Annotated in this window: 28 protein-coding genes; 24 read left to right on the top strand and 4 right to left on the bottom strand. The window is 39.1% G+C overall.

The window, feature by feature from the left end; translation table 11 throughout:
- Positions 1 to 29 precede the first annotated feature (29 nt).
- Genes gvpO through gvpU form a run of 10 tightly spaced genes read left to right on the top strand, consistent with a single transcriptional unit; the run spans position 30 to position 5,333 of the window.
- Complete coding sequence (gene gvpO / locus SB717_RS24165; protein WP_028414534.1) at positions 30 to 296, top strand: gas vesicle protein GvpO; 267 nt, start codon at positions 30 to 32, stop codon at positions 294 to 296.
- Between the two features lie 28 nt (positions 297 to 324).
- On the top strand, positions 325 to 1,251 hold the full coding sequence (gene gvpN, locus SB717_RS24160; RefSeq protein ID WP_098622212.1) for a gas vesicle protein GvpN: 927 nt from the start codon (positions 325 to 327) through the stop codon (positions 1,249 to 1,251).
- A 14-nt stretch (positions 1,252 to 1,265) separates the two neighbouring features.
- Positions 1,266 to 2,033, top strand: coding sequence for a GvpL/GvpF family gas vesicle protein (locus tag SB717_RS24155; RefSeq protein WP_016764909.1), 768 nt, complete (start codon positions 1,266 to 1,268; stop codon positions 2,031 to 2,033).
- Between the two features lies 1 nt (position 2,034).
- The gene (locus tag SB717_RS24150) at positions 2,035 to 2,301 is read left to right on the top strand and encodes a gas vesicle protein GvpG (protein WP_013057993.1); all 267 of its coding nucleotides are present in this window, start codon (positions 2,035 to 2,037) and stop codon (positions 2,299 to 2,301) included.
- A complete protein-coding gene (locus tag SB717_RS24145; RefSeq protein ID WP_074679884.1) occupies positions 2,302 to 3,111 on the top strand; it encodes a GvpL/GvpF family gas vesicle protein in 810 nt (269 codons plus the stop codon).
- Positions 3,112 to 3,128: 17 nt separating this feature from the next.
- Positions 3,129 to 3,416, top strand: a complete 288-nt coding sequence (locus SB717_RS24140) for a gas vesicle protein (RefSeq protein ID WP_013057991.1) — start codon at positions 3,129 to 3,131, stop codon at positions 3,414 to 3,416.
- Positions 3,370 to 3,654: a gas vesicle protein K gene (locus SB717_RS24135; protein ID WP_013057990.1), complete on the top strand. Its 285-nt coding sequence runs from the start codon at positions 3,370 to 3,372 to the stop codon at positions 3,652 to 3,654. The genes SB717_RS24140 and SB717_RS24135 overlap by 47 nt, the downstream gene beginning before the upstream one ends.
- Positions 3,655 to 3,675: 21 nt before the next feature.
- Complete coding sequence (locus SB717_RS24130) at positions 3,676 to 3,978, top strand: gas vesicle protein (RefSeq protein WP_074679887.1); 303 nt, start codon at positions 3,676 to 3,678, stop codon at positions 3,976 to 3,978.
- A gap of 36 nt (positions 3,979 to 4,014) precedes the next feature.
- Positions 4,015 to 4,893 (top strand): GvpT/GvpP family gas vesicle accessory protein, encoded by an 879-nt coding sequence (gvpT, locus tag SB717_RS24125; protein ID WP_251460725.1) that lies wholly within the window; start codon positions 4,015 to 4,017, stop codon positions 4,891 to 4,893.
- Between the two features lie 23 nt (positions 4,894 to 4,916).
- Positions 4,917 to 5,333, top strand: a complete 417-nt coding sequence (gvpU, locus tag SB717_RS24120; RefSeq protein ID WP_074679893.1) for a gas vesicle accessory protein GvpU — start codon at positions 4,917 to 4,919, stop codon at positions 5,331 to 5,333.
- 30 nt (positions 5,334 to 5,363) lie between these two features.
- Here the strand turns inward: gvpU and SB717_RS24115 are convergent, their stop codons facing one another.
- On the bottom strand, positions 5,364 to 6,263 hold the full coding sequence (locus tag SB717_RS24115) for an AraC family transcriptional regulator (protein WP_410904951.1): 900 nt from the start codon (positions 6,261 to 6,263) through the stop codon (positions 5,364 to 5,366).
- Positions 6,264 to 6,371: 108 nt separating this feature from the next.
- Here SB717_RS24115 and SB717_RS24110 point away from each other — a divergent pair, with 108 nt between their 5' ends.
- Complete coding sequence (locus SB717_RS24110; protein WP_410904950.1) at positions 6,372 to 7,292, top strand: EamA family transporter; 921 nt, start codon at positions 6,372 to 6,374, stop codon at positions 7,290 to 7,292.
- 33 nt (positions 7,293 to 7,325) lie between these two features.
- Here the strand turns inward: SB717_RS24110 and SB717_RS24105 are convergent, their stop codons facing one another.
- Positions 7,326 to 7,541 carry a hypothetical protein gene (locus SB717_RS24105; RefSeq protein WP_013057984.1) on the bottom strand — a complete coding sequence of 72 codons (216 nt, stop codon included), beginning with the start codon at positions 7,539 to 7,541 and terminating at the stop codon, positions 7,326 to 7,328.
- 273 nt (positions 7,542 to 7,814) lie between these two features.
- Here SB717_RS24105 and SB717_RS24100 point away from each other — a divergent pair, with 273 nt between their 5' ends.
- The 3 genes from SB717_RS24100 to SB717_RS24090 all read left to right on the top strand — a co-directional run bounded on the left by SB717_RS24100 (position 7,815) and on the right by SB717_RS24090 (position 9,966).
- A complete protein-coding gene (locus tag SB717_RS24100; protein WP_410904949.1) occupies positions 7,815 to 8,750 on the top strand; it encodes an aldo/keto reductase in 936 nt (311 codons plus the stop codon).
- A 365-nt stretch (positions 8,751 to 9,115) separates the two neighbouring features.
- A complete protein-coding gene (locus tag SB717_RS24095; RefSeq protein ID WP_025751010.1) occupies positions 9,116 to 9,499 on the top strand; it encodes a MerR family transcriptional regulator in 384 nt (127 codons plus the stop codon).
- Positions 9,500 to 9,519: 20 nt separating this feature from the next.
- Complete coding sequence (locus SB717_RS24090; RefSeq protein WP_410904948.1) at positions 9,520 to 9,966, top strand: GNAT family N-acetyltransferase; 447 nt, start codon at positions 9,520 to 9,522, stop codon at positions 9,964 to 9,966.
- A 298-nt stretch (positions 9,967 to 10,264) separates the two neighbouring features.
- Here SB717_RS24090 and yjcZ read toward each other — a convergent pair whose 3' ends face one another.
- Entirely contained in the window at positions 10,265 to 10,414 is a 150-nt protein-coding gene (gene yjcZ, locus SB717_RS24085; protein WP_014459214.1) for a sporulation protein YjcZ, read from the bottom strand.
- 517 nt (positions 10,415 to 10,931) lie between these two features.
- On the opposite strand from yjcZ, the gene SB717_RS24080 reads away from it, so the two are divergent.
- The 4 genes from SB717_RS24080 (at position 10,932) to SB717_RS24065 (ending at position 14,788) form a co-directional block, all read left to right on the top strand.
- Positions 10,932 to 11,213 carry a hypothetical protein gene (locus tag SB717_RS24080; RefSeq protein ID WP_410904947.1) on the top strand — a complete coding sequence of 94 codons (282 nt, stop codon included), beginning with the start codon at positions 10,932 to 10,934 and terminating at the stop codon, positions 11,211 to 11,213.
- A 498-nt stretch (positions 11,214 to 11,711) separates the two neighbouring features.
- Positions 11,712 to 12,920, top strand: a complete 1,209-nt coding sequence (locus SB717_RS24075; RefSeq protein WP_410904946.1) for an NAD(P)/FAD-dependent oxidoreductase — start codon at positions 11,712 to 11,714, stop codon at positions 12,918 to 12,920.
- A 78-nt stretch (positions 12,921 to 12,998) separates the two neighbouring features.
- Positions 12,999 to 13,571 (top strand): GNAT family N-acetyltransferase, encoded by a 573-nt coding sequence (locus SB717_RS24070; RefSeq protein ID WP_098622220.1) that lies wholly within the window; start codon positions 12,999 to 13,001, stop codon positions 13,569 to 13,571.
- Positions 13,572 to 13,651: 80 nt separating this feature from the next.
- Positions 13,652 to 14,788 (top strand): GAF domain-containing sensor histidine kinase, encoded by a 1,137-nt coding sequence (locus tag SB717_RS24065; protein ID WP_074679919.1) that lies wholly within the window; start codon positions 13,652 to 13,654, stop codon positions 14,786 to 14,788.
- Between the two features lie 57 nt (positions 14,789 to 14,845).
- Here the strand turns inward: SB717_RS24065 and SB717_RS24060 are convergent, their stop codons facing one another.
- Positions 14,846 to 15,619 (bottom strand): DUF2628 domain-containing protein, encoded by a 774-nt coding sequence (locus tag SB717_RS24060; protein WP_410904945.1) that lies wholly within the window; start codon positions 15,617 to 15,619, stop codon positions 14,846 to 14,848.
- Positions 15,620 to 15,809: 190 nt separating this feature from the next.
- Here SB717_RS24060 and SB717_RS24055 point away from each other — a divergent pair, with 190 nt between their 5' ends.
- From SB717_RS24055 to SB717_RS24030, 6 genes are all read left to right on the top strand, one after another.
- Positions 15,810 to 16,154 carry a YunG family protein gene (locus tag SB717_RS24055; RefSeq protein ID WP_410904944.1) on the top strand — a complete coding sequence of 115 codons (345 nt, stop codon included), beginning with the start codon at positions 15,810 to 15,812 and terminating at the stop codon, positions 16,152 to 16,154.
- A gap of 14 nt (positions 16,155 to 16,168) precedes the next feature.
- The gene (locus SB717_RS24050) at positions 16,169 to 17,047 is read left to right on the top strand and encodes a PhzF family phenazine biosynthesis protein (protein WP_410904943.1); all 879 of its coding nucleotides are present in this window, start codon (positions 16,169 to 16,171) and stop codon (positions 17,045 to 17,047) included.
- Between the two features lie 163 nt (positions 17,048 to 17,210).
- Positions 17,211 to 17,885, top strand: a complete 675-nt coding sequence (locus tag SB717_RS24045) for a response regulator transcription factor (protein WP_410904942.1) — start codon at positions 17,211 to 17,213, stop codon at positions 17,883 to 17,885.
- A complete protein-coding gene (locus tag SB717_RS24040) occupies positions 17,882 to 19,264 on the top strand; it encodes a sensor histidine kinase (RefSeq protein ID WP_410904941.1) in 1,383 nt (460 codons plus the stop codon). Before SB717_RS24045 ends, SB717_RS24040 begins: the two co-directional genes overlap by 4 nt.
- Positions 19,265 to 19,336: 72 nt before the next feature.
- Entirely contained in the window at positions 19,337 to 20,422 is a 1,086-nt protein-coding gene (locus SB717_RS24035) for an ABC transporter permease (protein WP_074679936.1), read from the top strand.
- Complete coding sequence (locus SB717_RS24030) at positions 20,422 to 21,117, top strand: ABC transporter ATP-binding protein (protein WP_410904940.1); 696 nt, start codon at positions 20,422 to 20,424, stop codon at positions 21,115 to 21,117. Before SB717_RS24035 ends, SB717_RS24030 begins: the two co-directional genes overlap by 1 nt.
- Positions 21,118 to 21,210 lie beyond the last annotated feature (93 nt).

Raw genomic sequence — 21,210 nt, 5'->3', positions numbered from 1 at the left:
TTAGATCTAACTATTGGAGGCTACTAAAGATGGAAATTAAAAAAATTATGCAAGCCGTGAACGACTTTTTTGCTGAAAACGTAGCTCCTCCTCATAAAATTACCTCGGTGGAAGCTACTGAAGATGAAGGCTGGAGAGTTATTGTTGAAGTCATTGAAGAACGAGAATATATGAAAAAGTACGCAAAAGATGAAATGCTCGGAACATACGAGTGCTTTTTAAATAAAGAAAAAGAAGTCATTTCATTCAAACGACTCGACGTCAGATATAGAAGCGCCATTGGCATTGAAGCATAAACGATAAGATGGCAGGAGGAACGTAAAAATGACCGTCTTAACAGACAAAAGGAAAAAAGGCAGTGGAGCTTTTATACAAGATGACGAGACAAAAGAGATTCTTTCAAGAGCGCTGAGCTATTTGAAATCCGGCTATTCCATTCATTTTACAGGTCCTGCCGGCGGAGGCAAAACCTCTTTAGCGCGAGCGCTTGCTAAAAAGAGAAAGCGTCCTGTGATGCTGATGCACGGGAATCACGAGCTCAACAATAAAGATTTAATTGGCGATTTTACGGGATACACGAGCAAAAAAGTAATCGACCAGTATGTTCGTTCTGTCTATAAAAAAGATGAACAAGTGAGTGAAAACTGGCAGGATGGCCGATTGCTTGAAGCTGTAAAAAATGGCTATACGCTGATTTACGACGAATTTACTCGGTCTAAGCCTGCAACGAATAATATCTTTCTATCAATATTAGAAGAAGGCGTGCTTCCGCTGTATGGAGTAAAAATGACCGATCCTTTTGTGCGCGTGCATCCCGATTTTCGCGTCATCTTTACAAGCAATCCAGCTGAGTATGCCGGCGTATACGATACGCAAGATGCGCTTCTTGACAGGTTAATTACCATGTTTATTGACTATAAAGACATCGACAGAGAGACAGCGATTTTAACAGAGAAAACGGACGTAGAAGAAGACGAAGCGCGCACAATTGTAACGCTCGTAGCAAACGTGCGAAACCGTTCTGGAGACGAAAACAGCAGCGGACTTAGCCTTCGGGCTTCGCTTATGATCGCTACTCTCGCCACGCAGCAAGACATTGCTATCGATGGAAATGACGAAGATTTTCAAACGTTATGTATGGATATTTTGCATCATCCGCTTACCAAATGTTTGGATGAAGAAAACGCAAAAAGCAAAGCCGAAAAAATCATTTTAGAAGAATGTAAGAATATAGACACGGAAGAAAAGTAAAGGAGCTTGAAAACATGAGTGAAACAAACGAAACAGGTATTTATATTTTTAGCGCCATTCAAACGGATAAAGACGAAGAATTTGGCTCGGTGGAAGTAGAAGGAACAAAAGCTGAAACATTTTTGATTCGCTATAAAGACGCAGCTATGGTAGCAGCTGAAGTACCGATGAAAATTTATCATCCTAATCGCCAAAATTTATTAATGCATCAAAACGCAGTAGCAGCGATTATGGACAAAAACGATACGGTTATTCCAATCAGCTTTGGGAATGTATTTAAATCCAAAGAAGATGTAAAAGTTCTTTTGGAAAATCTTTATCCGCAGTTTGAAAAGCTGTTTCCAGCGATCAAAGGAAAAATTGAAGTCGGTTTAAAAGTAATTGGGAAAAAAGAATGGCTTGAGAAAAAAGTAAACGAAAATCCTGAACTTGAAAAAGTATCAGCATCGGTAAAAGGAAAATCAGAAGCAGCCGGTTATTATGAGCGTATTCAACTTGGGGGAATGGCTCAAAAGATGTTTACTTCCCTGCAAAAAGAAGTCAAGACAGATGTATTTTCTCCGCTTGAAGAAGCAGCGGAAGCAGCAAAAGCAAATGAGCCAACGGGCGAAACGATGCTTTTAAACGCGTCTTTCTTAATTAACCGAGAAGATGAAGCAAAGTTTGATGAAAAAGTGAATGAAGCGCATGAAAACTGGAAAGACAAAGCCGATTTTCATTACAGCGGTCCATGGCCTGCTTATAATTTTGTAAACATTCGCCTAAAAGTAGAAGAGAAATAACGTGCTTCACAAATTAGTAACCGCCCCTATTAACCTTGTAGTGAAAATCGGTGAAAAAGTACAGGAAGAAGCTGATAAACAGCTATATGACCTTCCGACGATTCAGCAAAAACTCATTCAGCTTCAAATGATGTTTGAGCTTGGTGAAATTCCGGAAGAAGCGTTTCAAGAAAAAGAAGATGAATTGTTAATGAGGTACGAAATTGCGAAACGCAGAGAAATTGAACAATGGGAAGAGCTAACACAAAAAAGAAATGAGGAATCCTAGATGGGAGAATTACTGTATTTATACGGTTTAATTCCAACAAAAGAAGCAGCAGCCATAGAGCCGTTTCCATCTTATAAAGGGTTTGACGGAGAACATTCACTGTACCCAATAACGATTGATCAGGTGACGGCTGTCGTTTCTAAGCTGGATGCTGACAGCTATTCAGAAGAAGTGATTAAAGAAAAAATGGAGCAGGATATGAGCTGGCTGCAGGAAAAAGCATTTCATCATCATGAAACGGTAGCCGCTTTGTACGAAGAATTTACGATCATTCCATTAAAATTTTGCACCATTTATAAAAGTAAAGAAAGTCTGCAGGCAGCTATTGAGATTAACAAAGAAAAGATAGAGAATTCACTGACGCTGCTTCAAGGAAATGAAGAGTGGAATGTGAAGATTTACTGTGATGATAAAGAGCTTAAAAAAGAAATCAGCGAAACGAATGAAAGCGTAAAATCGAAAAAACAAGAAATTAGTGAATTATCACCAGGAAGACAGTTTTTTGAAAAGAAAAAAATAGATCAGCTGATTGAAAGAGAACTAGAGCTTCACAAAAATAAAGTGTGTGAAGAGATACATGACAAGCTCAAAGAACTGTCGCTTTATGACTCTGTTAAAAAGAATTGGAGCAAGGACGTAACGGGCGCAGCTGAACAGATGGCGTGGAACAGCGTATTTCTTCTCCCGTCTCTGCAGATCACTAAGTTTGTAAATGAAATAGAAGAGCTTCAGCAAAAGCTTGAAAATAAAGGCTGGAAATTTGAAGTAACGGGACCATGGCCGCCCTATCATTTCTCGAGCTTTGCGTAAAGTGAGGAATTAACATTATGTCTCTTAAACAATCCATGGAGAATAAAGATATTGCTCTTATTGATATTTTAGATGTCATTTTAGATAAAGGAGTCGCCATTAAAGGAGACTTAATCATTTCCATAGCCGGCGTCGACTTAGTGTATTTGGATTTGCGGGTGCTTATTTCTTCGGTTGAAACGCTGGTGCAAGCAAAAGAAGGAAATCGCAAACCAATTACTTCTGAACAATTTGATAAACAAAAGGAGGAATTAATGGATGCAACCGGTCAGCCAAGCAAATGGACGAATCCACTTGGATCCTGATCAAGCTGAACAAGGCTTAGCGCAGCTTGTGATGACAGTTATTGAGCTATTGAGGCAAATCGTTGAACGTCATGCCATGAGGCGGGTGGAGGGTGGAACGTTGACGGACGAACAAATTGAAAACTTAGGAATTGCACTAATGAACTTAGAAGAAAAAATGGACGAGTTGAAAGAGGTGTTCGGTCTGGATGCAGAAGATTTAAATATTGATCTTGGACCGCTAGGCAGCCTGCTTTAAGCGGTCAGTAGGAGGAACAGTATGGCAGTCGAACATAATATGCAGTCAAGTACGATTGTAGATGTGCTCGAAAAGATTTTGGATAAAGGAGTCGTCATAGCGGGGGACATCACCGTAGGAATTGCAGATGTCGAGCTATTAACGATAAAGATTCGCTTAATTGTGGCTTCGGTTGATAAAGCCAAAGAAATTGGCATGGACTGGTGGGAAAATGATCCCTATCTCAGTTCAAAAGGAGCCAATAACAAAGCGCTCGAAGAAGAAAATAAAATGCTGCATGAGCGGTTAAAAACGCTTGAAGAAAAAATAGAAACGAAACAGTAAAAACTGTACGCTACTTAAAAAATGGAGGGATTTACAATGGCAACTGAAACAAAATTAGATAACACACAGGCAGAAAACAAGGAAAATAAAAATACGGAAAACGGTTCAAAAGAAAAGAACGGTTCAAAAGCAAGTAAAACAACAAGCAGCGGGCCAATCAAACGAGCGGTAGCAGGAGGCATCATCGGTGCAACGATTGGATATGTATCGACTCCTGAAAATCGAAAAAGTCTCCTTGACCGCATTGATACAGACGAATTAAAAAGCAAAGCATCCGATTTAGGATCAAAGGTAAAAGAAAAATCAAAAAGCAGTGTGGCCAGCCTGAAAACATCTGCGGGAAGCTTGTTTAAAAAAGATAAAGATAAAGATAAATCAAAAGATGACGAAGAAAACGTAAATTCTTCTAGCAGCGAAACAGAAGACGATAACGTTCAAGAGTACGACGAGTTAAAAGAAGAAAATCAAACTCTTCAAGATCGTTTATCACAGCTTGAAGAAAAAATGAACATGCTTGTTGAGCTTAGCCTCAATAAAAATCAAGACGAAGAAACAGAAGATACAGATTCCGACGAAGAAGAGAGCGATGAGAACGAAGAAAACGAGCAGGACGATGAAAACGAAGAAGAAACGTCTAAGCCTCGTAAAAAAAATCAAAAAGAAAATGAGCAAGAAGAAGAAGAAAGTGACGAAGACAGCGAGGAAGAAAACGAAGATTCTCGCTCAAGCAAAAAGAACAAAAAAGTAAAAACAGAAGAAGATGAAGACGAAGACGACGAAAGCGAAGAAAAAAAAGAAACTAAACCAAAAAAATCAACAGCTAAAAAATCAAAAAATACAAAAGCAAAGAAAAACACAGACGAAGAAGATGAAGACGCAACATCTCTTTCTAGTGAAGACGATACAACAGCCTAAGGTATAAAGGAGGAAAGAAATACATGAGTACAGGACCTTCTTTTTCAACTAAAGACAATACGCTTGAATACTTTGTAAAAGCTTCTAATCAACACGGCTTTTCACTTGATATTTCATTAAATGTAAACGGCGCTGTGATTTCCGGTACCATGATTTCAGCAAAAGAATACTTTGATTACTTAAGCGAAACGTTTGAAGAAGGCAGTGAAGTGGCTCAGGCGCTAAGCGAACAATTCTCTTTAGCAAGCGAAGCGAGCGAATCAAACGGAGAAGCAGAAGCCCATTTTATTCATTTGAAAAATACAAAGATCTACTGTGGAGACAGTAAATCTACTCCTTCTAAAGGCAAGATCTTTTGGAGAGGGAAAATAGCAGAAGTAGATGGGTTTTTCTTAGGAAAGATTTCTGATGCAAAATCAACGAGTAAAAAGAGTTCATAAAAAACGGCGGGGTGATTGCCCCGCCGTTTTTTAGTAAGGTGATGAGATGTGCAGCTTCTTTTTTCGATACATGAGCGGAGTCATCTTCATTTCTTTTCGAAACTGATTAATAAAATAGCTTGTACTATTAAATCCTACTTGATAGGCGACGTCCGTCACATTTGCTTCTGCTTGCTGCAGCATAACTAAGCTTTGCTGAATTCGATAGTTTAATACATAGGTCAAAGGCGATTTTTTTAACATTTTCTTAAAATATCGACAGCATTCAGAACGGCTCAATTGTCCAGCTTTGGCAATATCATCGAGCGTAATCTTTTCAGCAAAGTGCAAATGAATCCAATTAAGCATTTGCTTCATCCGCTGATTTTTGATCATTTCTTTTTCATTGTATTTCAGCTGCAAACCGTTAAGAATTACATTTTTCCAAAGTATGCTGAGTTCAGAGGCAATCTCTATTTCATAGTGGTGCGGCTGCTTATGAATCCACGTGTATATCTTATGTATAGACTCTAACACGTTATTTCCCCAGGGTTGCTTTGGACTGATGAATAAATGTGATAGATTCGTTGCATGAATGTAGGGATAAACGTAATTTGTGAAAAGTTCTTGCGGCACAAGAAAATGAGGAGAAATATTTAAACAAATGTACACGCAGCCGGATTTGTTTATGTCTTCAGTCATATGAAGACATCCGCTGTTAATAAACAGTCCGTAGCCTTGTGTTACAGTCACTATTTTTTCGTTTATTTGAAAAGACGCATCACCTTTTATAACCAATACAAATTGAAGCTCATCATGCCAGTGAAGAGGGATGTAGCCGTTTATGTGATCACTAATCGTCGTTTGATAACATGCTACGGGCAGCTCAACGGTGCGATGGTTCGTTAGCTCTTTTAAGTTTTTGTCAATTTTAAAATTGGCTGCTGGCATACATGATCACCTCAATATATTTATATTTTTTAATGCAATATGCGTATTTTCTGCCCCGTTTTTCACTTATTATAACACTATTCTTATAATAAAAGTGAGGGATAAAAGATGAACGATTTCAGCAGAAAAAAAGGGTTCTTCTTTGTAACAACTGGAGCTATATGTTGGGGGATGGGAGGAACGGTTGCTCAAAAGCTTTTTCAAGAATTTGAAATCAGCGTGGACTGGCTTGTTTCAGTACGGCTGCTCATTGCGGGTTTTTTGCTGCTAATGATTTCATGTATAAAAAATAGTCGTTCTCACGTACTTGGAGTATGGAAGAACCGAAAGTCAGCTTTTCAGCTCGTCGTTTTTGCCATAGTCGGTATGCTCGCCGTTCAGTATACGTATATGGCTTCTATTAAGCATGGAAATGCAGCAGTAGCTACGCTGCTGCAGTATTTATCACCGGTGATGATTATTATTTATTTACTTTTGCGCAAGCAGTCTATATTTACGCGACAAGACGTTATCACTGTTCTGCTGGCACTGGGGGGCTGCTTTTTTTTATTAACAAACGGCTCTATTTCTCAGCTGTCTGTTCCTGTACCTGCCGTTATTTGGGGAGTGTTATCCGGCGTAGCGGCTGCTTTTTATACGCTGTATGCGGTGCCGCTGATCAAAAAGTACAGTTCGCTTGTCATCGTTGGCTGGTCAATGGTAATTGGGGGAAGCGTAATGAGCTTTATTCATCCTCCTTGGGAAGCGTCAAGCTTATCACCAATAACCTGGGGATATATTTTATTTGTCATTATTTTTGGCACGATGCTTGCTTTTTGGTTTTATGTAGAAAGCCTGCAAAGTCTTTTACCTAAAGAAACGAGTTTGCTTGGAAGTTTAGAACCTTTGGCCGCTGTTATTACAACCGTTGTTTGGCTGAAAGAGCCTTTTGGTTTTTATCAATGGATTGGCACAGCTTGTATTATTGGATTAGTTTTATTACTCACACGAACGAAACAAGCATCTTCTGAGACGACACTTTCAGCATAAATGGGGGCTGCTAAAAGAAGAAGAAAACCAATGTCACTTTGCCGCAGAATCTGTAGAAACTCGTTTGACTTTTAAAATCTTTACATATTGAATAAACACTCTTTCTTTTGTAGAGACATTTAATTTAGCAAGTCTTGATGCGTCATCTCGGTTTTTAGCAGATTCTATCACAAAAGTCCCTTTGATTTTGGCTTCATCTTTTAGAACGGAATACTGTATTTCAAATCGTTTTGCTTTCGTTTTCTGCATAGTGTTTGATAAGCTCCTTTGCCTGGTAAATTGATGTATTGCTATGAAATAAGCTTCGATAAAAAGGAAGAAAAGAACGTAACATATACTACTAAATGAAATGCAGAGCGGCAGTGACTTTTATCACACCACAACCTAGTATTTCATCTTTTTACCAAAAAAGATAGGGTGTTTTACCATCGCTGCTTATAAAATCTTTTATTCTTTCTGCTTGACCTAGAGTTAACTCTATGGTTTATCTTGTAGTAGTATCATTTCAAGGAGGGGCTTTATATGAAGTATCATACAATTGCTAATACTGACTTACACGTATCAAATTTAATTATGGGGAATATGCGTTTAACAGAACTTTCTTTACCAGAAGCAGAGAAGCTAATCCGCACAGCGATGGAAGAAGAAATTAACTTTTTTGACCATGCTGATATTTACGGTCCTGATTATGTAGGACAATGCGAAGAGTATTTTGCAAACGCTATACAAATGAATTCAAGTCTTCGTGAGAAAATGGTGATTCAAAGTAAATGCGGCATTAACTCAGCGAAAAATTACTATGACTTTTCAAAGAAGCATATCATAGACTCTGTTAACGGCAGCTTAGAGCGTTTAAAAACAGATTACTTAGATCTTTTATTACTTCATCGTCCAGATCCGCTAATGGACCCTGAAGAAGTAGCAGAAGCGTTTAATGAGCTTCAAAGCAGCGGAAAGGTACGTCACTTTGGTGTGTCGAACCACAATCCAGCGCAAATTCAGCTGCTTGAAAAATATATCAACCAAAAGCTTGTCGTAAACCAAGTGCAGTTCAGCATCGCACATACGCCAATCATAGACTCTGGTATTTCTTTAAATATGGGCATCGACCAAGCTGTGAACCGCGACAGCAGTGTGCTTGAATATTGCCGTTTAAATGATATAACGCTTCAAGCATGGTCGCCATTCCAAAACGGATTTTTTGAAGGACCTTTCCTCGGTGATAAAGAGAAATTTGGAAAGCTAAACGAAGTGATTGATCGCATCGCAAATAAATATAGCGTGACGAATACAGCGATTGCCGTTGCGTGGATTACAACTCATCCTGCAAATATCCAAGTAGTGCTTGGTACGACAAATATTCAACGTATGAAAGATGCGAGCAAAGGTTCAGAAATCAAGTTAATGCGCGAAGAATGGTATGATATTTATAAAGCCGCTGGTAACATGGTGCCTTAAGCGCTTTAGTTCTTAAAATAAAACAGGTAACTCCGTTCGGATATGGAACGGAGTTACCTGCGTTTTACGATAAGTAACTACTGGTTAAGCTAGAAAATAATTTAGCAGCAGCTCAATTATTTTGGTGACGCCAAGACCTAATAAAAAGGCAATAAAACCGCCAATTACAATGGTAAGCATCATGTGAGCAGTATTCATCGTATTCATCCTTTCGGGTTTAAATATATGTTGCTGCTTGTACAAAAAACCTGCGGCATAAAGAGCGTAATGAAGAAGACTATAAAAGAATAAATCCTCGAGATAACTGGAGGTCAAGACAAACCATCATGTTTTTCTGAAAAGTTTAAGGTGTAGGAGGAAGCAGTATGACGTATACCATTTCACAAGTGGCAAAAAAATTGAACGTGACAATTTATACCATTCGCTATTATGATAAAGAAGGGCTTTTTCCATTTTTAGATCGTACAGCGTCAGGGAATCGTATTTTTAAAGAACAAGATATTGAATGGATTGATTTAATCTGTTGTTTAAAAAGCACAGGTATGCAAATCAAGGACATTCGGACGCTTATTGAAAACTGTACGCTTGAAAATGCCGTGCTTGATAAAAGTCTGCAAATGCTGATGGATCATAAAAAAGCGGTACAAAAAGAAATCGAAGAAATCCATCACAAGCTTGAGACGATTGATTATAAAATTAAGCACCTGCCGGAAATGTACGAGCGAATTGTTAACAAGCCTTCAAACTAAACAAAAAAGGAAGCGTAAAAATGATCGGAAAAGCAGTACCTCTCACTGCAGAGAATATACAGCAGTGCATTGACTTGTATCTAGATGTATTTACAGAAAAGCCTTGGGATGAACCATGGACGGAAGAATCAGCTAAAGAAAGGCTGACTGATTTACTGAACACGCCTAAATTTATGGGCTATTTATTTTATGACAAAGGAAATTTAATTGGCATGATTGCAGGTCACGCGAAAAAATCATACAGCGGTATGACCTTTTACGTGGCCGAGCTTTGCGTCAGCGCAAGCGTGCAGGGAAAAGGATATGGTTCAGCTATCTTAAGCCGGTTTGAGAACGAACTTCAAAGACGCGATATCAACAGCTTGTATCTCTTGACGGCGACTGGAGGAGCTGCACAGGCTTTTTATGAAAGAAACGGTTATACTGTAAATGATCAGCGGGTCGTCTTGAAAAAATCGTTTGTATAATTTTTTACTTAAAGCGGGAAGAGAGTTGTACAGTGGCTCTCTTTTTAATTCATCTTTTTATCTATTAATATGTAGAAGAAAGGGAAGTATGAACAAGAAAAATAAGGTAATGAGAAGGCGTAAACAAGGAACGGTAGATTAAAAAGCATGTTGTTTTTTCTCAGTGGTGAGTCTCATAATGAGCACACTTAAAAACAGTGCCCATTATGTGGACACTGCTTTTTCATAATAAAGTGGAAAGCTAGCTTTTGGTAAAAAAATTAGTGGAAATGAAGCTGTTCATCATTATTTCTAATGATTAGCAACCGCCAAATCCTCCCCAGCAAGCACAGCCGATGATGATTAATAAAATGAATAATACGATGATTAAAGCAAAGCCACTGCCAAATCCGCAGCCGCCACCGCCATAACCGTAACCGCCATAACCACAGCCACCATAGAAGCCCATATATTTCACCTCCAAGTTCTGAGTACATTTTTAACATATGCCTGAAATGCAAAAGTGCTCCAAAAATATCCAATTATTTCAATGGAAATAAAAAAAGATAAGAAAATAAGATGGACACGGTACGTTTTTTCACTTTCTACATAGGATGAATCATCCCAAGATCTCATATATGAGCCCCCATGTTATAACAAAGCAGGCTAATACCACTTCCTCCTTAGCCTGCGTACATAATGAAGGAGAAGCCGAAGAATTTTTTCTTTGGCTTCTTGTTTTTTACTATGAAATAAACACGTTAGTAATTTCCATATACCATTCTAAGTCATGATCAGCTTCTTTTTGTATGTATTAGGTACTAAAGAGAAATCAAGCTCATTTTCATATAAACCTAGTAATTTGTTTTTTTTCGTAATTCTTTTCCCTTATTTTCAACATAACCAAGATATTTGCCCAAGACAGCGAATAGGTAAATGCATATTCTTGGGTGAAAGCAAAAAACAAAAAAACGGAGGTTTCTCTTATGAATTCAGAAATGCATTTTTTACCTACTATATATTCTCAAGATCATCAACTTCAACACGCAGATGAAAGGTTTATTGGCAGGCCGTTTGGCTTTGGCAGACCGTTTGGTTTTGGCAGACCATTCGGCTTTGGCTTTGGAGGTCCATTTTTAGGAGGATTAGCAGGTGGGCTAGTAGCAGGCTCACTGTTATCACCATATGGCTATGGCGGCTACGGTTACGGTGGTTATCCGTATGGTGGCTTTGGCGGTTACGGCTATGGCTTCGGCGGCTGCTGTTAAACGTAAATAAAAGAAAAATCCGAGAAGAAGTATTTTTCACCTCATTCTTTTCTATAAAGAAGTCTGTTTTGGAGCGTAAGGCTTTATACCCATCCACAGTTAATCAGAGCGTGCACCCCACCTAACATAAAAAACCATCTGGTGATTTTCCAAGTGGTTTTTGCGTGGAGTTTTTTATGTAGTGAAGAAGTCGAAAAATGACTATCGGTCATATATATTTACGCACTTACTGGAGGTCTGTGTCCAAAGCAGAAGATCACGACATGACGTTTATCAATACTGTAGTCGTGCACTTTACATGCTCATGGTATTAAGAGTCATGATTAATTCTATTGTATAGAAGATGAGTTTAATGAATGGCTTCTTTAATCACCTGACCTCTACGTTAATAACCTGCTTATTATTCTCGAAAAGCTTAGCCCACCTCCTTCTTTCATCCTGCTAATGTAAACATTAGCTTATATTGGGCATAATACAGAGAAGAAAGGAGGGGGTTGCATGGATTTATTATCTGGAAACCCTTATTGGCAGACAACTGTAGCGAAGCCGCCTGTATACCCATCTCTAGAGGAAGATATTGAGTGCGATGTTCTTATTATTGGAGGGGGAAGTTCAGGTGCACAATGTGCTTACTATTTATGTGAGCAGGGGCTTGATGTTGTGGTTGTTGATAAACGTAAAGCAGGGCATGGAAGTACAATTGTAAATACCTCTCTTATTCAATATTTAGGAGATAAATTGTTTTACGAATTAGTCAACACGTTTGGAGAAGAAAAAACAGTCCGTCATTATAAGCTGTGCGAACAGGCTATTACAGATATTGAGGAAGCAGCTAAAAAGCTTCCGATTAATGCAGAATTTATAAGAAGAGACAGCTTGTATTATGCAAGTTATGAAGAAGATATCACGAAGATAAATAAAGACTACTTTTATATGCAAAAGCATGGATTTGAAGCTGAAATCTTATCAGAAGAACAAATTGAAAAAGATTATGGATTTAAAAAACGAATGGCAATGCTTATTAAAAATGATGCAGAGCTGAACCCTTACGGCTTTACACTCGGTCTGTTAGAGTATGGAAAACAGCATGGGGTTCGGATGTTTGAAGAAACAGAAATTGTCGGTCAAAAGTTAGAAAAAAATGAAGCTGCATTTTTCACTAAAAATAAATCACAAATCAAAGCTAAATATGTCATCATGGCAGGAGGCTATGAAAATCAAGAATTTAAGAGAGAGAAAAAAGCTGTACTCACAAGTTCCTATGCTATCGTTACGACTCCTGTAAAGGATTTTAAAGGATGGAAAAACCGAAATTTAATTTGGGAAACCGCTCGACCGTATATTTACATGAGAACAACTTCCGATAATCGGGTCATTATAGGCGGTCTTGATGAAAACACGATTGTGCCGCAAGAACGTGATGCCAAACTCGTTCATAAAAGAGACAAACTTTTAAAAGAGTTCAATAAGCTTTTTCCTCATCTTCAAGTCGAAGCTGATTATTACATAAGCGCTTATTATGGTGGCACTCATGACGGGCTTCCCCTTATCGGAATATATGACGAAATGCCTAACTGTTACTTTCTAAGCGGATATGGAGATAACGGAACGGTGTATAATATGGTGCTAGCTAAAATCATAGCAGAACATATCACAACGCAGAAAAGCAGTGATTTAGAACTTTACATTCAAACAAGAAAAGTTTAATATGTGAGAAAATGGAAGGTTTTTAAAAAAAGCCTTCTTTTTTTACATATATTTCTTGAAATAGAGGAGAGACATAGTATGATAGAGGGTCACGCTATTTATTTACGCCCGTTAACTGTCAGCGATGCGCACGACAGCCTTCGGTTGCAAAATGACAATCGCGCCTTTTTTGAACAGTTTTCTATGATTCGAGAACATTCTTTTTATACGTTAGAGAGCCAAGTAGAAAAAATTCAGCGTCATGAAGAGAATAGGAAAAACGATCAAGAATACTATTTTGGTCTTTTTCAAAAAGAGAATAATAAATTAATTGGCACCATTAGTCTTTTTCAAGTGATGCGGGGATCTTTACAAAGCGCAGTTATCGGCTATTTTTTAGATCACCATCATAATGGGAAAGGGTACGCAACAGAAGCCATAAAAGCACTTGTTGACTATGCGTTTGAAGAGCTGCATCTTCACCGCATTGAAGCTGGGGTGATGCCACGTAATTTGCCTTCTCAGCGCGTACTCGAAAAAGCAGGATTTCATAGAGAAGGAATCGCTAGAAAAAATGTAAATATTAATGGCATATGGGAAGATCATCAAGTCTTGGCTATTCTTAACCCTAATGATGAAATAGAAGAAATAAATGAGTTCTTAAAATTTTGATATACGTTTTTACATTTAAAATTTATAATGAGAATAAGAGAATAGAACAGTCTATATTTAAATAGTAGGTGACTAAGGAAATGGAAGAGAGGAACATCAATGAAAAAGCCGTTTGGGATGTATTGCAGATGGCTAGCGAAGTAGTCGGAAGCAGGACGCTGTTTGTAGGGATTTTCGACGAACAATTTTCAGTTATGAAAGCCTTTAATAAAGAAGGGGGAAGCCTTGTAGAGGATGGATTGACGCTGCCGTTAGAGCTTGCGGTATGCAACTTAGTCACGTGCGATGAACCCCTTGTTATTCCCAATACAAAACGCGATGTTAGAACGTCTAATTTAGCCATCATTGATGGTGCCCGGGTAGGTTCTTATTTAGGAACACCTATCGTGCTAGAAGACGGGAGAATGTTTGGTACCTTATGCGCGGTCGATCCGGATCCTTATCAGTTTAGCGAAAGTGAAATTCAAGGATTAAACCGGCTGGCTGGTATTTTGTCTTATATTATTTATAAAAATCAAGCGGCTGTTTTGCCGAAAATTGAAGAGAAAATTCTGCAGCTTGATAAACTGGCGCTCGTAGGGCAGCTAGCAGCAGGGTTAGCGCATGAGATTCGAAACCCGATGCAGTCGGTGCGCGGCTTTATTCAATTTTTATTTAATGAAAATGAACAGGCAGAGCCTTTTCAAAAAATTGTTCTTGATGAACTGGACCGTATGAATGAACTCATTAACAACTTCTTACTTGTCACGCAGCCAACAGCGCCTAAAAAAGAAATCGTATCGATTGTAGAAGTTATTCATGATACCGTTGCTTTCTTGAAAAGTGAAGCTGCGCTGTATAATGTCGAAATGAACGTAAGAATAGAAGGAGCCATTCCCCTTGTATCAATAGATCCTGCTCAAATGAGACAAGTGTTTATGAATCTTTTGAAAAATGCCATTGAAGCAATGGAGAAAAAGAAACACGGGGAATTAAATCTTATTATCAAAGAATGGGAAGATTGGGCTCTTATTGACATTCAAGATACCGGTTCTGGGATTCCGCTATCCATTATTAATAAAGTAGGAAATCCATTTTTCTCAACAAAAGATGGAACAGGCATGGGGTTAGGGCTTTCTATTTGTAAAACGATCATCAACGAGCATAACGGTAAGCTTGCGATTGAAAGTGATGAGAACGGGACAGTGGTGACGGTTAAGCTGCCTTTGACGCTTTAAGGTAAAACAAAAAAGAAAGGAGAGCAAGCACTCATCCTTTCTTTTTTGCTGACCTTTTTAATATGCTGAACTATCTTCAATCCAGTATTCATAGTCTTCCGCATCTTTTTTATTTAACTTTTTGCCGTTGATGTAAATTTTGTCCCACTCGTAAATTTGTTTATCCAAATAAACGTTAAATACAATGCGTACATGCTCTTTTTCTGTATAATCGTAGCCGGTAAATTGTACAACGTGATGACGGCCTTCTTGCTTGATGTAGGTCCATTTTGGATGATCGTTGTACATTTCAAGCGTAATTGCTTCGTCGCCGTAGCGAACTACATCTTTAATATTCGTTTTTGTTGGTAAAAGTGATAATCCCGCTCCGACTCCAAAAGTAATCACAAGCGCTAAGATGCTTAAACCAATAGCAATTCCGATGTGAGTACCGCCTTTTATTTGCAGATAAGCTTCTTTCCGCTGCTCCGGCTGAGCTTCGGCTCGAGCTAACACGTTTTTAACGTGCTTATAATACCAGCGATTGGCACATAGCCCTGTAATAAGTGAAGCACCGCCGAACACAATTGCATCGCACCACTCTGGTATGTCTACAAAGCACAAAATGGAAAACCAAATTACCTCAATAAGCGTTAAAATAAAAAAGTGCTTATACATTTTTCGATATGCAAACCAAGCGCTTGTCAGAAAAAAGGCTGCCCAGTTCCACGTGTTGTTTTTAGCTGGATTAGCTGTTTTTCCCCACTTCAAATCATAATAGGACGTATTTGTTCGAACTACTTTATGCTCTTCTTCAAAAGAAACGAGTTCATTTACTGCTTGTTCTTCCATTTAAAACACCTTTCATTGGTTATAATCTATCATCTAAAATGACTCTATTATTATACATTATTTCTAGTATTTTTCTATTCTTCCTTAAATTATTTTTAAAGTAAGAATATTTGTGCTATGGGTTTTTCAACAAGAAGTTTCATAAAAAAGAATAATATGGTAGATTTGAAGAAAAAGGAGCTGCTTGAGCATGAATCATTTAAAGAAAGCCCTGCACCAATCGTGGTCAATTCATTCAAGCACGAAGTGGACGGCTGACAATCCTTCTAAGGGACAGTGCGGCGTGACAGCTCTTGTCGTTCAAGATATTAAAGGAGGATATATTTTAAAAACTCCGTGTAAAGAAGGATGGCATTTCTATAATCAGCTCAACGGACAGCGCTGTGATTTTACACAAGAACAATTTCGCGAGCCTCTCCATTATGCAGACATTTTGTCCAGTCGGGAAGAAGCGTTTATGGATACGAATAAAGAGCAATATGAGGCTCTAAAGAAAAACGTAAGGGCCTATTTCATACATAAAAATTCCCTTTAGAAAGGAACACATAAATGAAAAGTATTCAGTATTCCATTGTTGATGTATTTGCACAGAGAAAATATACGGGAAATCAGCTCGCAGTTTTTAAAGACGCAGGAAGCCTTTCAGACAAAGAGATGCAGCAAATGGCTAAAGAAATTAATTTTTCTGAAACGACGTTTATTACGTCGGCTTCTGCAAAAGGAGAATATAACGTGCGGATTTTTACGCCTAATGAAGAAGTACCATTTGCAGGCCATCCGACGCTCGGTACCGCTTATGTTATCCGAGAAGAACTAGAAGAAAAAGGTACAGAGGAGCTTATTCTTCATTATAAAGCAGGTCCTACGCCCGTTACATATGATGAACAAAAAGATGTACTATGGATGACACAAGGTCAGCCCACGTTTGGGAAAGTGTTAGATAAAAAGCAAGTGGCGGACGTGTTAAACCTTGATGAAGTTTATATCCACACGCGTTTTCCTGTTCAAGAAGTATCCACCGGTCTGCCGGTCATCCTTGTCCCGTTAACATCATTAGAAGCAGCTAAAGAGATAAATGTAGACAAAGAAAAATATTTCAAACTGATAGAAAATACAGAAGCGAAAGCGATTATGGTCTTTTCGCCGGAAACTTATCACCAAGATCACCACTTAAACGTACGAGATTTTGCCGACTACTACGGCGTTCCAGAAGATGCAGCAACCGGCAGCGCCAACGGCTGTTTAGCAGCATATTTAGTTAAATACCGTTATTTTAATCAGCAGGCCATTGACATACGTGTAGAACAAGGATACGAAATAGGAAGACCTTCACTGCTGTATGTAAAAGCTAGTTATGATGGAGAAGCTTTTTACATTAAAGTAGGAGGAAAAGTAGAGATGATTGCAAGAGGCGAATGGATTTTGTAACAAGCCGTTCATCTGCTGTTCACAATAAGTCCTTATCCTAATAAAAACGCAATAGGACCACGGCGTTTGGTTACACTAGTAAACAGATAGATACTGAAAGAATAAGTGATGGCGGCCAAAAGGCCGCCATTTTAAATGGTTGATAAAAGGAGTGGCAGAAGAAATGATTCACATTTTACTGGCGGATGACGATGAGCATATGCGGCAATTAGTTCGTCACTATTTGCAGCTTGAAGGCTATATAGTGCATGAAGCAAAAGACGGAGAGGAAGCTTCGGGTCTGCTTGCTAAGCAGCACATTCATTTAGCGGTTGTCGATACTATGATGCCTCATAAAGACGGATATGAAGTTTGCGAAGAAATACGCAGCTATTATGATTTTCCCATTATTTTATTAACGGCAAAAGATCAGCTGGAAGACAAAGAAAAAGGCTTTTTAGCAGGAACAGATGACTATGTGACAAAGCCATTTGAACCAAAAGAATTGATTTTCCGAATCAAAGCACTGCTTCGCCGGTACGAAGTGGTAAATGAAAAAATGATCGTGCTGAACAACACCTCTATCGACCGAAAAAGCTATGAAGTGCACTGCAGCGGGCGAATGTTAATTCTTCCAATGAAAGAATTTGAATTATTAGCTCAGCTTGCGAGCTATCCAGGAAGAATTTTCACAAGAGAAGAATTAATTCATCTGATATGGGGAGCGGATTTTAACGGAGATAACCGCACAATCGATGTACACGTGAAAAGGCTGCGCGAAAGGTTTGAACATACCGATGATTTTGTCATTACGACGGTTCGAGGAGTCGGCTATAAGCTTGAGGTGACCGCAAAATGAAGACGCTCTATTTGCGGATTGTCCTGACGACCATTGCTGTAATGGTATTTAGCAGTCTCCTAGCGTTTATTTTAGCAAACGTTTATTATCAGTACAGCTTAAAACCGTATAACGATCAAAAGCTTACGCGTATGGCAAAAGACATTGCGAGCTTTTACGAAAGCAATAGAGGCGTGGATCAACAAGCTTATTTACAGCATATTAGTAAATTGGGCTATCAAATATATGTAGTGGACAGCACCGGACATAAGACGTTTTATGGACGGGAGTTTAGAAATCAGCGCTTAGAAAAGAGTGCTGTCAAACAAGTGTTAGACGGCAAAATGTATCACGGAATTGCAAACTTTCCTTCACAGATGTTTGTGACGGGATTTTTTGATAATGTGTTAGCCAATAGCATCGGCGTGCCGTTAAAAGGAGAAAGTAACAAGCAGCAAGCGCTGTTTATCCGCCCTGATATTCAGCTGCAGTTCGGGGAAATGCGCATTTTTTTCTCGGTTATTTTACTGCTGATGATTGTATTAAGTATTTTATTTGTACTTATTAGTACGCGTTATTTAGTAAAACCAATTGTCAAGCTAACGGAGGCGACAAAACAAGTGGCAAAAGGAAAATACAACGTCGAGCTGTACGTAAAGCGCCGAGACGAAATCGGCGCGCTTGCTTCACATTTTTCCGAGATGGCTAAAAGTTTAGAGCAGCTTGAAGAGATGCGCCAAGAATTTGTATCCAACGTGTCACATGAAATTCAGTCTCCGCTGGCGTCCATTCAAGGATTTTCGAAAACGCTCCGTTCTGCACATCTTTCTGAAGAACAAAGAAATGAGTATCTGTCTATTATTGAAGAAGAAAGCCGGCGCATGTCGTCACTCAGCAAACAGCTGCTTACGCTTGCTTCACTTGATAAAGAAAACGAGCATATCGACAAAAGCACGTTTGACGTTGCAGCTCAAATCAAGCAAGTGCTGTTTATGACGGAGTGGAGCTGGCGTGAAAAAGAGCTGGCCATTGAAATGGATCTTCCTTCAACGATGATTTCAGGCGATCAAAAACTGCTTCATCAAGTGTGGACAAATTTGATTACAAACAGCGTAAAGTTTACGGAAGAAGGAGGAACGCTGTCTCTTCGTGTTGGTATGGAAGACACGCATTGCCACGTGGAATTTCAAGATACGGGAATCGGCATGTCAAAAGAAAGCCTCCCGCATATTTTTAATCGTTTTTATAAAGAAGATAAAGCAAGAAGCCGGACGGAAGGAAGCAGCGGTCTGGGCTTAGCGATTGTGAAGCAAATTGTCGAAATGCACGGAGGTTCCATTCACGTTGAAAGCGAAAAAGGAAAAGGCAGCACCTTTCACGTTTATCTTCCGAAAATGTAATGAGCCGTTCATCTTCCATTCATTTTCTATTTTTATACTTTAAATAGAATTAAAAAAGGAGATGAAAGAAACATGTTTTTGGCTTTACGTGAATTAAAACATGCGAAGCTGCGCTACTTACTCATTGGCGTGATTATGGTGTTAATTGTATGGCTTGTGCTTTTTGTATCAGGCTTAGCAAAGGGGCTTTCCTCTGACAATGCTTCAGCTGTTCAAAAAATGAAAGGAAATTACGTTGTGCTTCAAAAAGAAGCGGATCAGCGCCTGACGCGCTCTGTTTTATCTATAAACAAAACAGAAGATATTCAACAGCTAAGCGGCAAGAAAAATGCTGAGCCGCTTGGTGTGATGATGACAGCCGTTATAAATGAAGGAAAACAGAAAAAGATAGACGCCTCGTTTTTTGCCATAAGCACAAGCGGCTTTTTAGCTCCGAACGTAATAGAAGGAAAGATGATTACGAACGATGCGAAACATGAAGCCGTGGCGGACTTTTCGCTAAAAGAAGAAGGAGTAAAGCTAGGTGATATGATAAAAGATACGGCTTCAGGAAAAAGCTTTAGGATTGTTGGTTTTACAAAAAATCAGTCGTTTAGTCACGCGCCTGTTATTCATATTAATCTTACAGAGTGGAAGACAATTGAAAGCACAGGTGCCTTTAATGCAGTGGTGTTAAACGTGAACGATAAAAAAGCACATGTTCTTCAAAAAAAGCAGTCTGACATTGATGTGATTAGTAAAGATGAAGTGTTAAAAGGAATTCCTGGCTATCAAGAAGAACAAGGCTCGCTTTTAATGATGGTGGCGTTTCTGTTTATCATTGGAGCTTTTGTATTAGCCGTTTTTTTCTACGTGATGACGCTTCAAAAAATGAATCAGTTTGGGGTGTTAAAAGCGATAGGAGCAAAAACAAGTTATTTAGCGCGGACGATTTTATCTCAAGTGGTTGTGTTAACTTTATGCAGTCTCGCTATTAGTATTGGACTGACATACGGAGTAGCTGCCATTTTGCCTGATTCGATGCCATTTTACTTGGATTTATCGCTAATCGCAGGCTGCTCGGCGCTGTTTGTAGCTGTTTCTGTACTGAGTTCATTATTGTCGCTGTATCGCGTAGCAAAAGTAGATGCGGTTGAAGCAATTGGGAGGGCTGTTTAATGAGTGAAGAAAAATTAGTTTTAGAGAGTGTTAGCAAGTCATTTGGAGACGGAGAAAACGCTGTAGTCGTGTTAAATGACCTATCGCTGCGTGTAAAAGCAGGAGAGCTTGTGGCGATTGTCGGTCCTTCTGGCTCTGGAAAAAGTACCTTTTTATCCATTGCAGGCGCGTTGCTTTCACCGTCTAGCGGACGTGTGATCATTGACGGAGACGAGATTAATAAAATGTCTCCATCACAAATGAACAGCATCCGTATGAAGAAAATCGGCTTTATCTTTCAATCAGCTAATTTAATTCCATATTTAACGGTTCGCGATCAGCTGCTGCTTGTAACGGAACTAGAAGGAAATCGAGACAAAGACGCCAAAAAAAGAGCGGATGATTTGCTTGAAAAGCTAGGGCTTGCTCATCGAAAGCATCACTATCCTGAAAGTCTATCGGGCGGAGAACGCCAGCGGGCAGCGATTGCAAGAGCGTGGATGAATAACCCTGAAATTATCTTTGCAGACGAGCCGACGGCAAGCTTGGATTCAGAGCGAGGAAGAGCAGTCGTGCAAATGCTCGCAGATGAAGTGAAGCTAAGGGGCAAATCAGCTGTGATGGTTACGCATGACCAAAGAATGCTGGATTTATGTGACCGCGTTGTGTGGATGGAAGATGGGAAATTAGTGGAATCAAATAGCGTGCAAGTTTAAAAAAGTGCTGCTCTTGACAAGAGCAGCACTTTTTTTGCGTTCTTCATTGTGCATATATTTGTCGTCTCGGTTTGGCGCCTCCGTACGTTCACT

This window comes from Priestia sp. SIMBA_032 (assembly GCF_046535215.1).
GTDB classification, from domain to species: Bacteria; Bacillota; Bacilli; order Bacillales; family Bacillaceae_H; genus Priestia; species Priestia aryabhattai.
Note: the sequence above shows the minus strand (reverse complement) of the source record. Positions and strands in the feature narration are given on the sequence as shown.

Excerpts from the sequence above, each read along its gene's own strand:
- SB717_RS24065 (WP_074679919.1), top strand. The coding sequence starts at position 13,652 with ATGGAAGAGAGGAACATCAATGAAAAAGCCGTTTGGGATGTATTGCAG.
- SB717_RS24090 (WP_410904948.1), top strand. The coding sequence starts at position 9,520 with ATGATCGGAAAAGCAGTACCTCTCACTGCAGAGAATATACAGCAGTGC.
- SB717_RS24060 (WP_410904945.1), bottom strand. The coding sequence starts at position 15,619 with ATGGAAGAACAAGCAGTAAATGAACTCGTTTCTTTTGAAGAAGAGCAT.
- SB717_RS24135 (WP_013057990.1), top strand. The coding sequence starts at position 3,370 with ATGCAACCGGTCAGCCAAGCAAATGGACGAATCCACTTGGATCCTGAT.
- SB717_RS24145 (WP_074679884.1), top strand. The coding sequence starts at position 2,302 with ATGGGAGAATTACTGTATTTATACGGTTTAATTCCAACAAAAGAAGCA.
- SB717_RS24140 (WP_013057991.1), top strand. The coding sequence starts at position 3,129 with ATGTCTCTTAAACAATCCATGGAGAATAAAGATATTGCTCTTATTGAT.
- SB717_RS24075 (WP_410904946.1), top strand. The coding sequence starts at position 11,712 with ATGGATTTATTATCTGGAAACCCTTATTGGCAGACAACTGTAGCGAAG.
- SB717_RS24155 (WP_016764909.1), top strand. The coding sequence starts at position 1,266 with ATGAGTGAAACAAACGAAACAGGTATTTATATTTTTAGCGCCATTCAA.
- SB717_RS24105 (WP_013057984.1), bottom strand. The coding sequence starts at position 7,541 with ATGCAGAAAACGAAAGCAAAACGATTTGAAATACAGTATTCCGTTCTA.
- SB717_RS24030 (WP_410904940.1), top strand. The coding sequence starts at position 20,422 with ATGAGTGAAGAAAAATTAGTTTTAGAGAGTGTTAGCAAGTCATTTGGA.
- SB717_RS24130 (WP_074679887.1), top strand. The coding sequence starts at position 3,676 with ATGGCAGTCGAACATAATATGCAGTCAAGTACGATTGTAGATGTGCTC.
- gvpU (WP_074679893.1), top strand. The coding sequence starts at position 4,917 with ATGAGTACAGGACCTTCTTTTTCAACTAAAGACAATACGCTTGAATAC.
- SB717_RS24080 (WP_410904947.1), top strand. The coding sequence starts at position 10,932 with ATGAATTCAGAAATGCATTTTTTACCTACTATATATTCTCAAGATCAT.
- yjcZ (WP_014459214.1), bottom strand. The coding sequence starts at position 10,414 with ATGGGCTTCTATGGTGGCTGTGGTTATGGCGGTTACGGTTATGGCGGT.
- gvpT (WP_251460725.1), top strand. The coding sequence starts at position 4,015 with ATGGCAACTGAAACAAAATTAGATAACACACAGGCAGAAAACAAGGAA.
- SB717_RS24070 (WP_098622220.1), top strand. The coding sequence starts at position 12,999 with ATGATAGAGGGTCACGCTATTTATTTACGCCCGTTAACTGTCAGCGAT.
- SB717_RS24050 (WP_410904943.1), top strand. The coding sequence starts at position 16,169 with ATGAAAAGTATTCAGTATTCCATTGTTGATGTATTTGCACAGAGAAAA.
- SB717_RS24100 (WP_410904949.1), top strand. The coding sequence starts at position 7,815 with ATGAAGTATCATACAATTGCTAATACTGACTTACACGTATCAAATTTA.
- gvpO (WP_028414534.1), top strand. The coding sequence starts at position 30 with ATGGAAATTAAAAAAATTATGCAAGCCGTGAACGACTTTTTTGCTGAA.
- SB717_RS24045 (WP_410904942.1), top strand. The coding sequence starts at position 17,211 with ATGATTCACATTTTACTGGCGGATGACGATGAGCATATGCGGCAATTA.
- SB717_RS24035 (WP_074679936.1), top strand. The coding sequence starts at position 19,337 with ATGTTTTTGGCTTTACGTGAATTAAAACATGCGAAGCTGCGCTACTTA.
- SB717_RS24040 (WP_410904941.1), top strand. The coding sequence starts at position 17,882 with ATGAAGACGCTCTATTTGCGGATTGTCCTGACGACCATTGCTGTAATG.
- SB717_RS24110 (WP_410904950.1), top strand. The coding sequence starts at position 6,372 with ATGAACGATTTCAGCAGAAAAAAAGGGTTCTTCTTTGTAACAACTGGA.
- SB717_RS24115 (WP_410904951.1), bottom strand. The coding sequence starts at position 6,263 with ATGCCAGCAGCCAATTTTAAAATTGACAAAAACTTAAAAGAGCTAACG.
- SB717_RS24095 (WP_025751010.1), top strand. The coding sequence starts at position 9,116 with ATGACGTATACCATTTCACAAGTGGCAAAAAAATTGAACGTGACAATT.
- SB717_RS24055 (WP_410904944.1), top strand. The coding sequence starts at position 15,810 with ATGAATCATTTAAAGAAAGCCCTGCACCAATCGTGGTCAATTCATTCA.
- gvpN (WP_098622212.1), top strand. The coding sequence starts at position 325 with ATGACCGTCTTAACAGACAAAAGGAAAAAAGGCAGTGGAGCTTTTATA.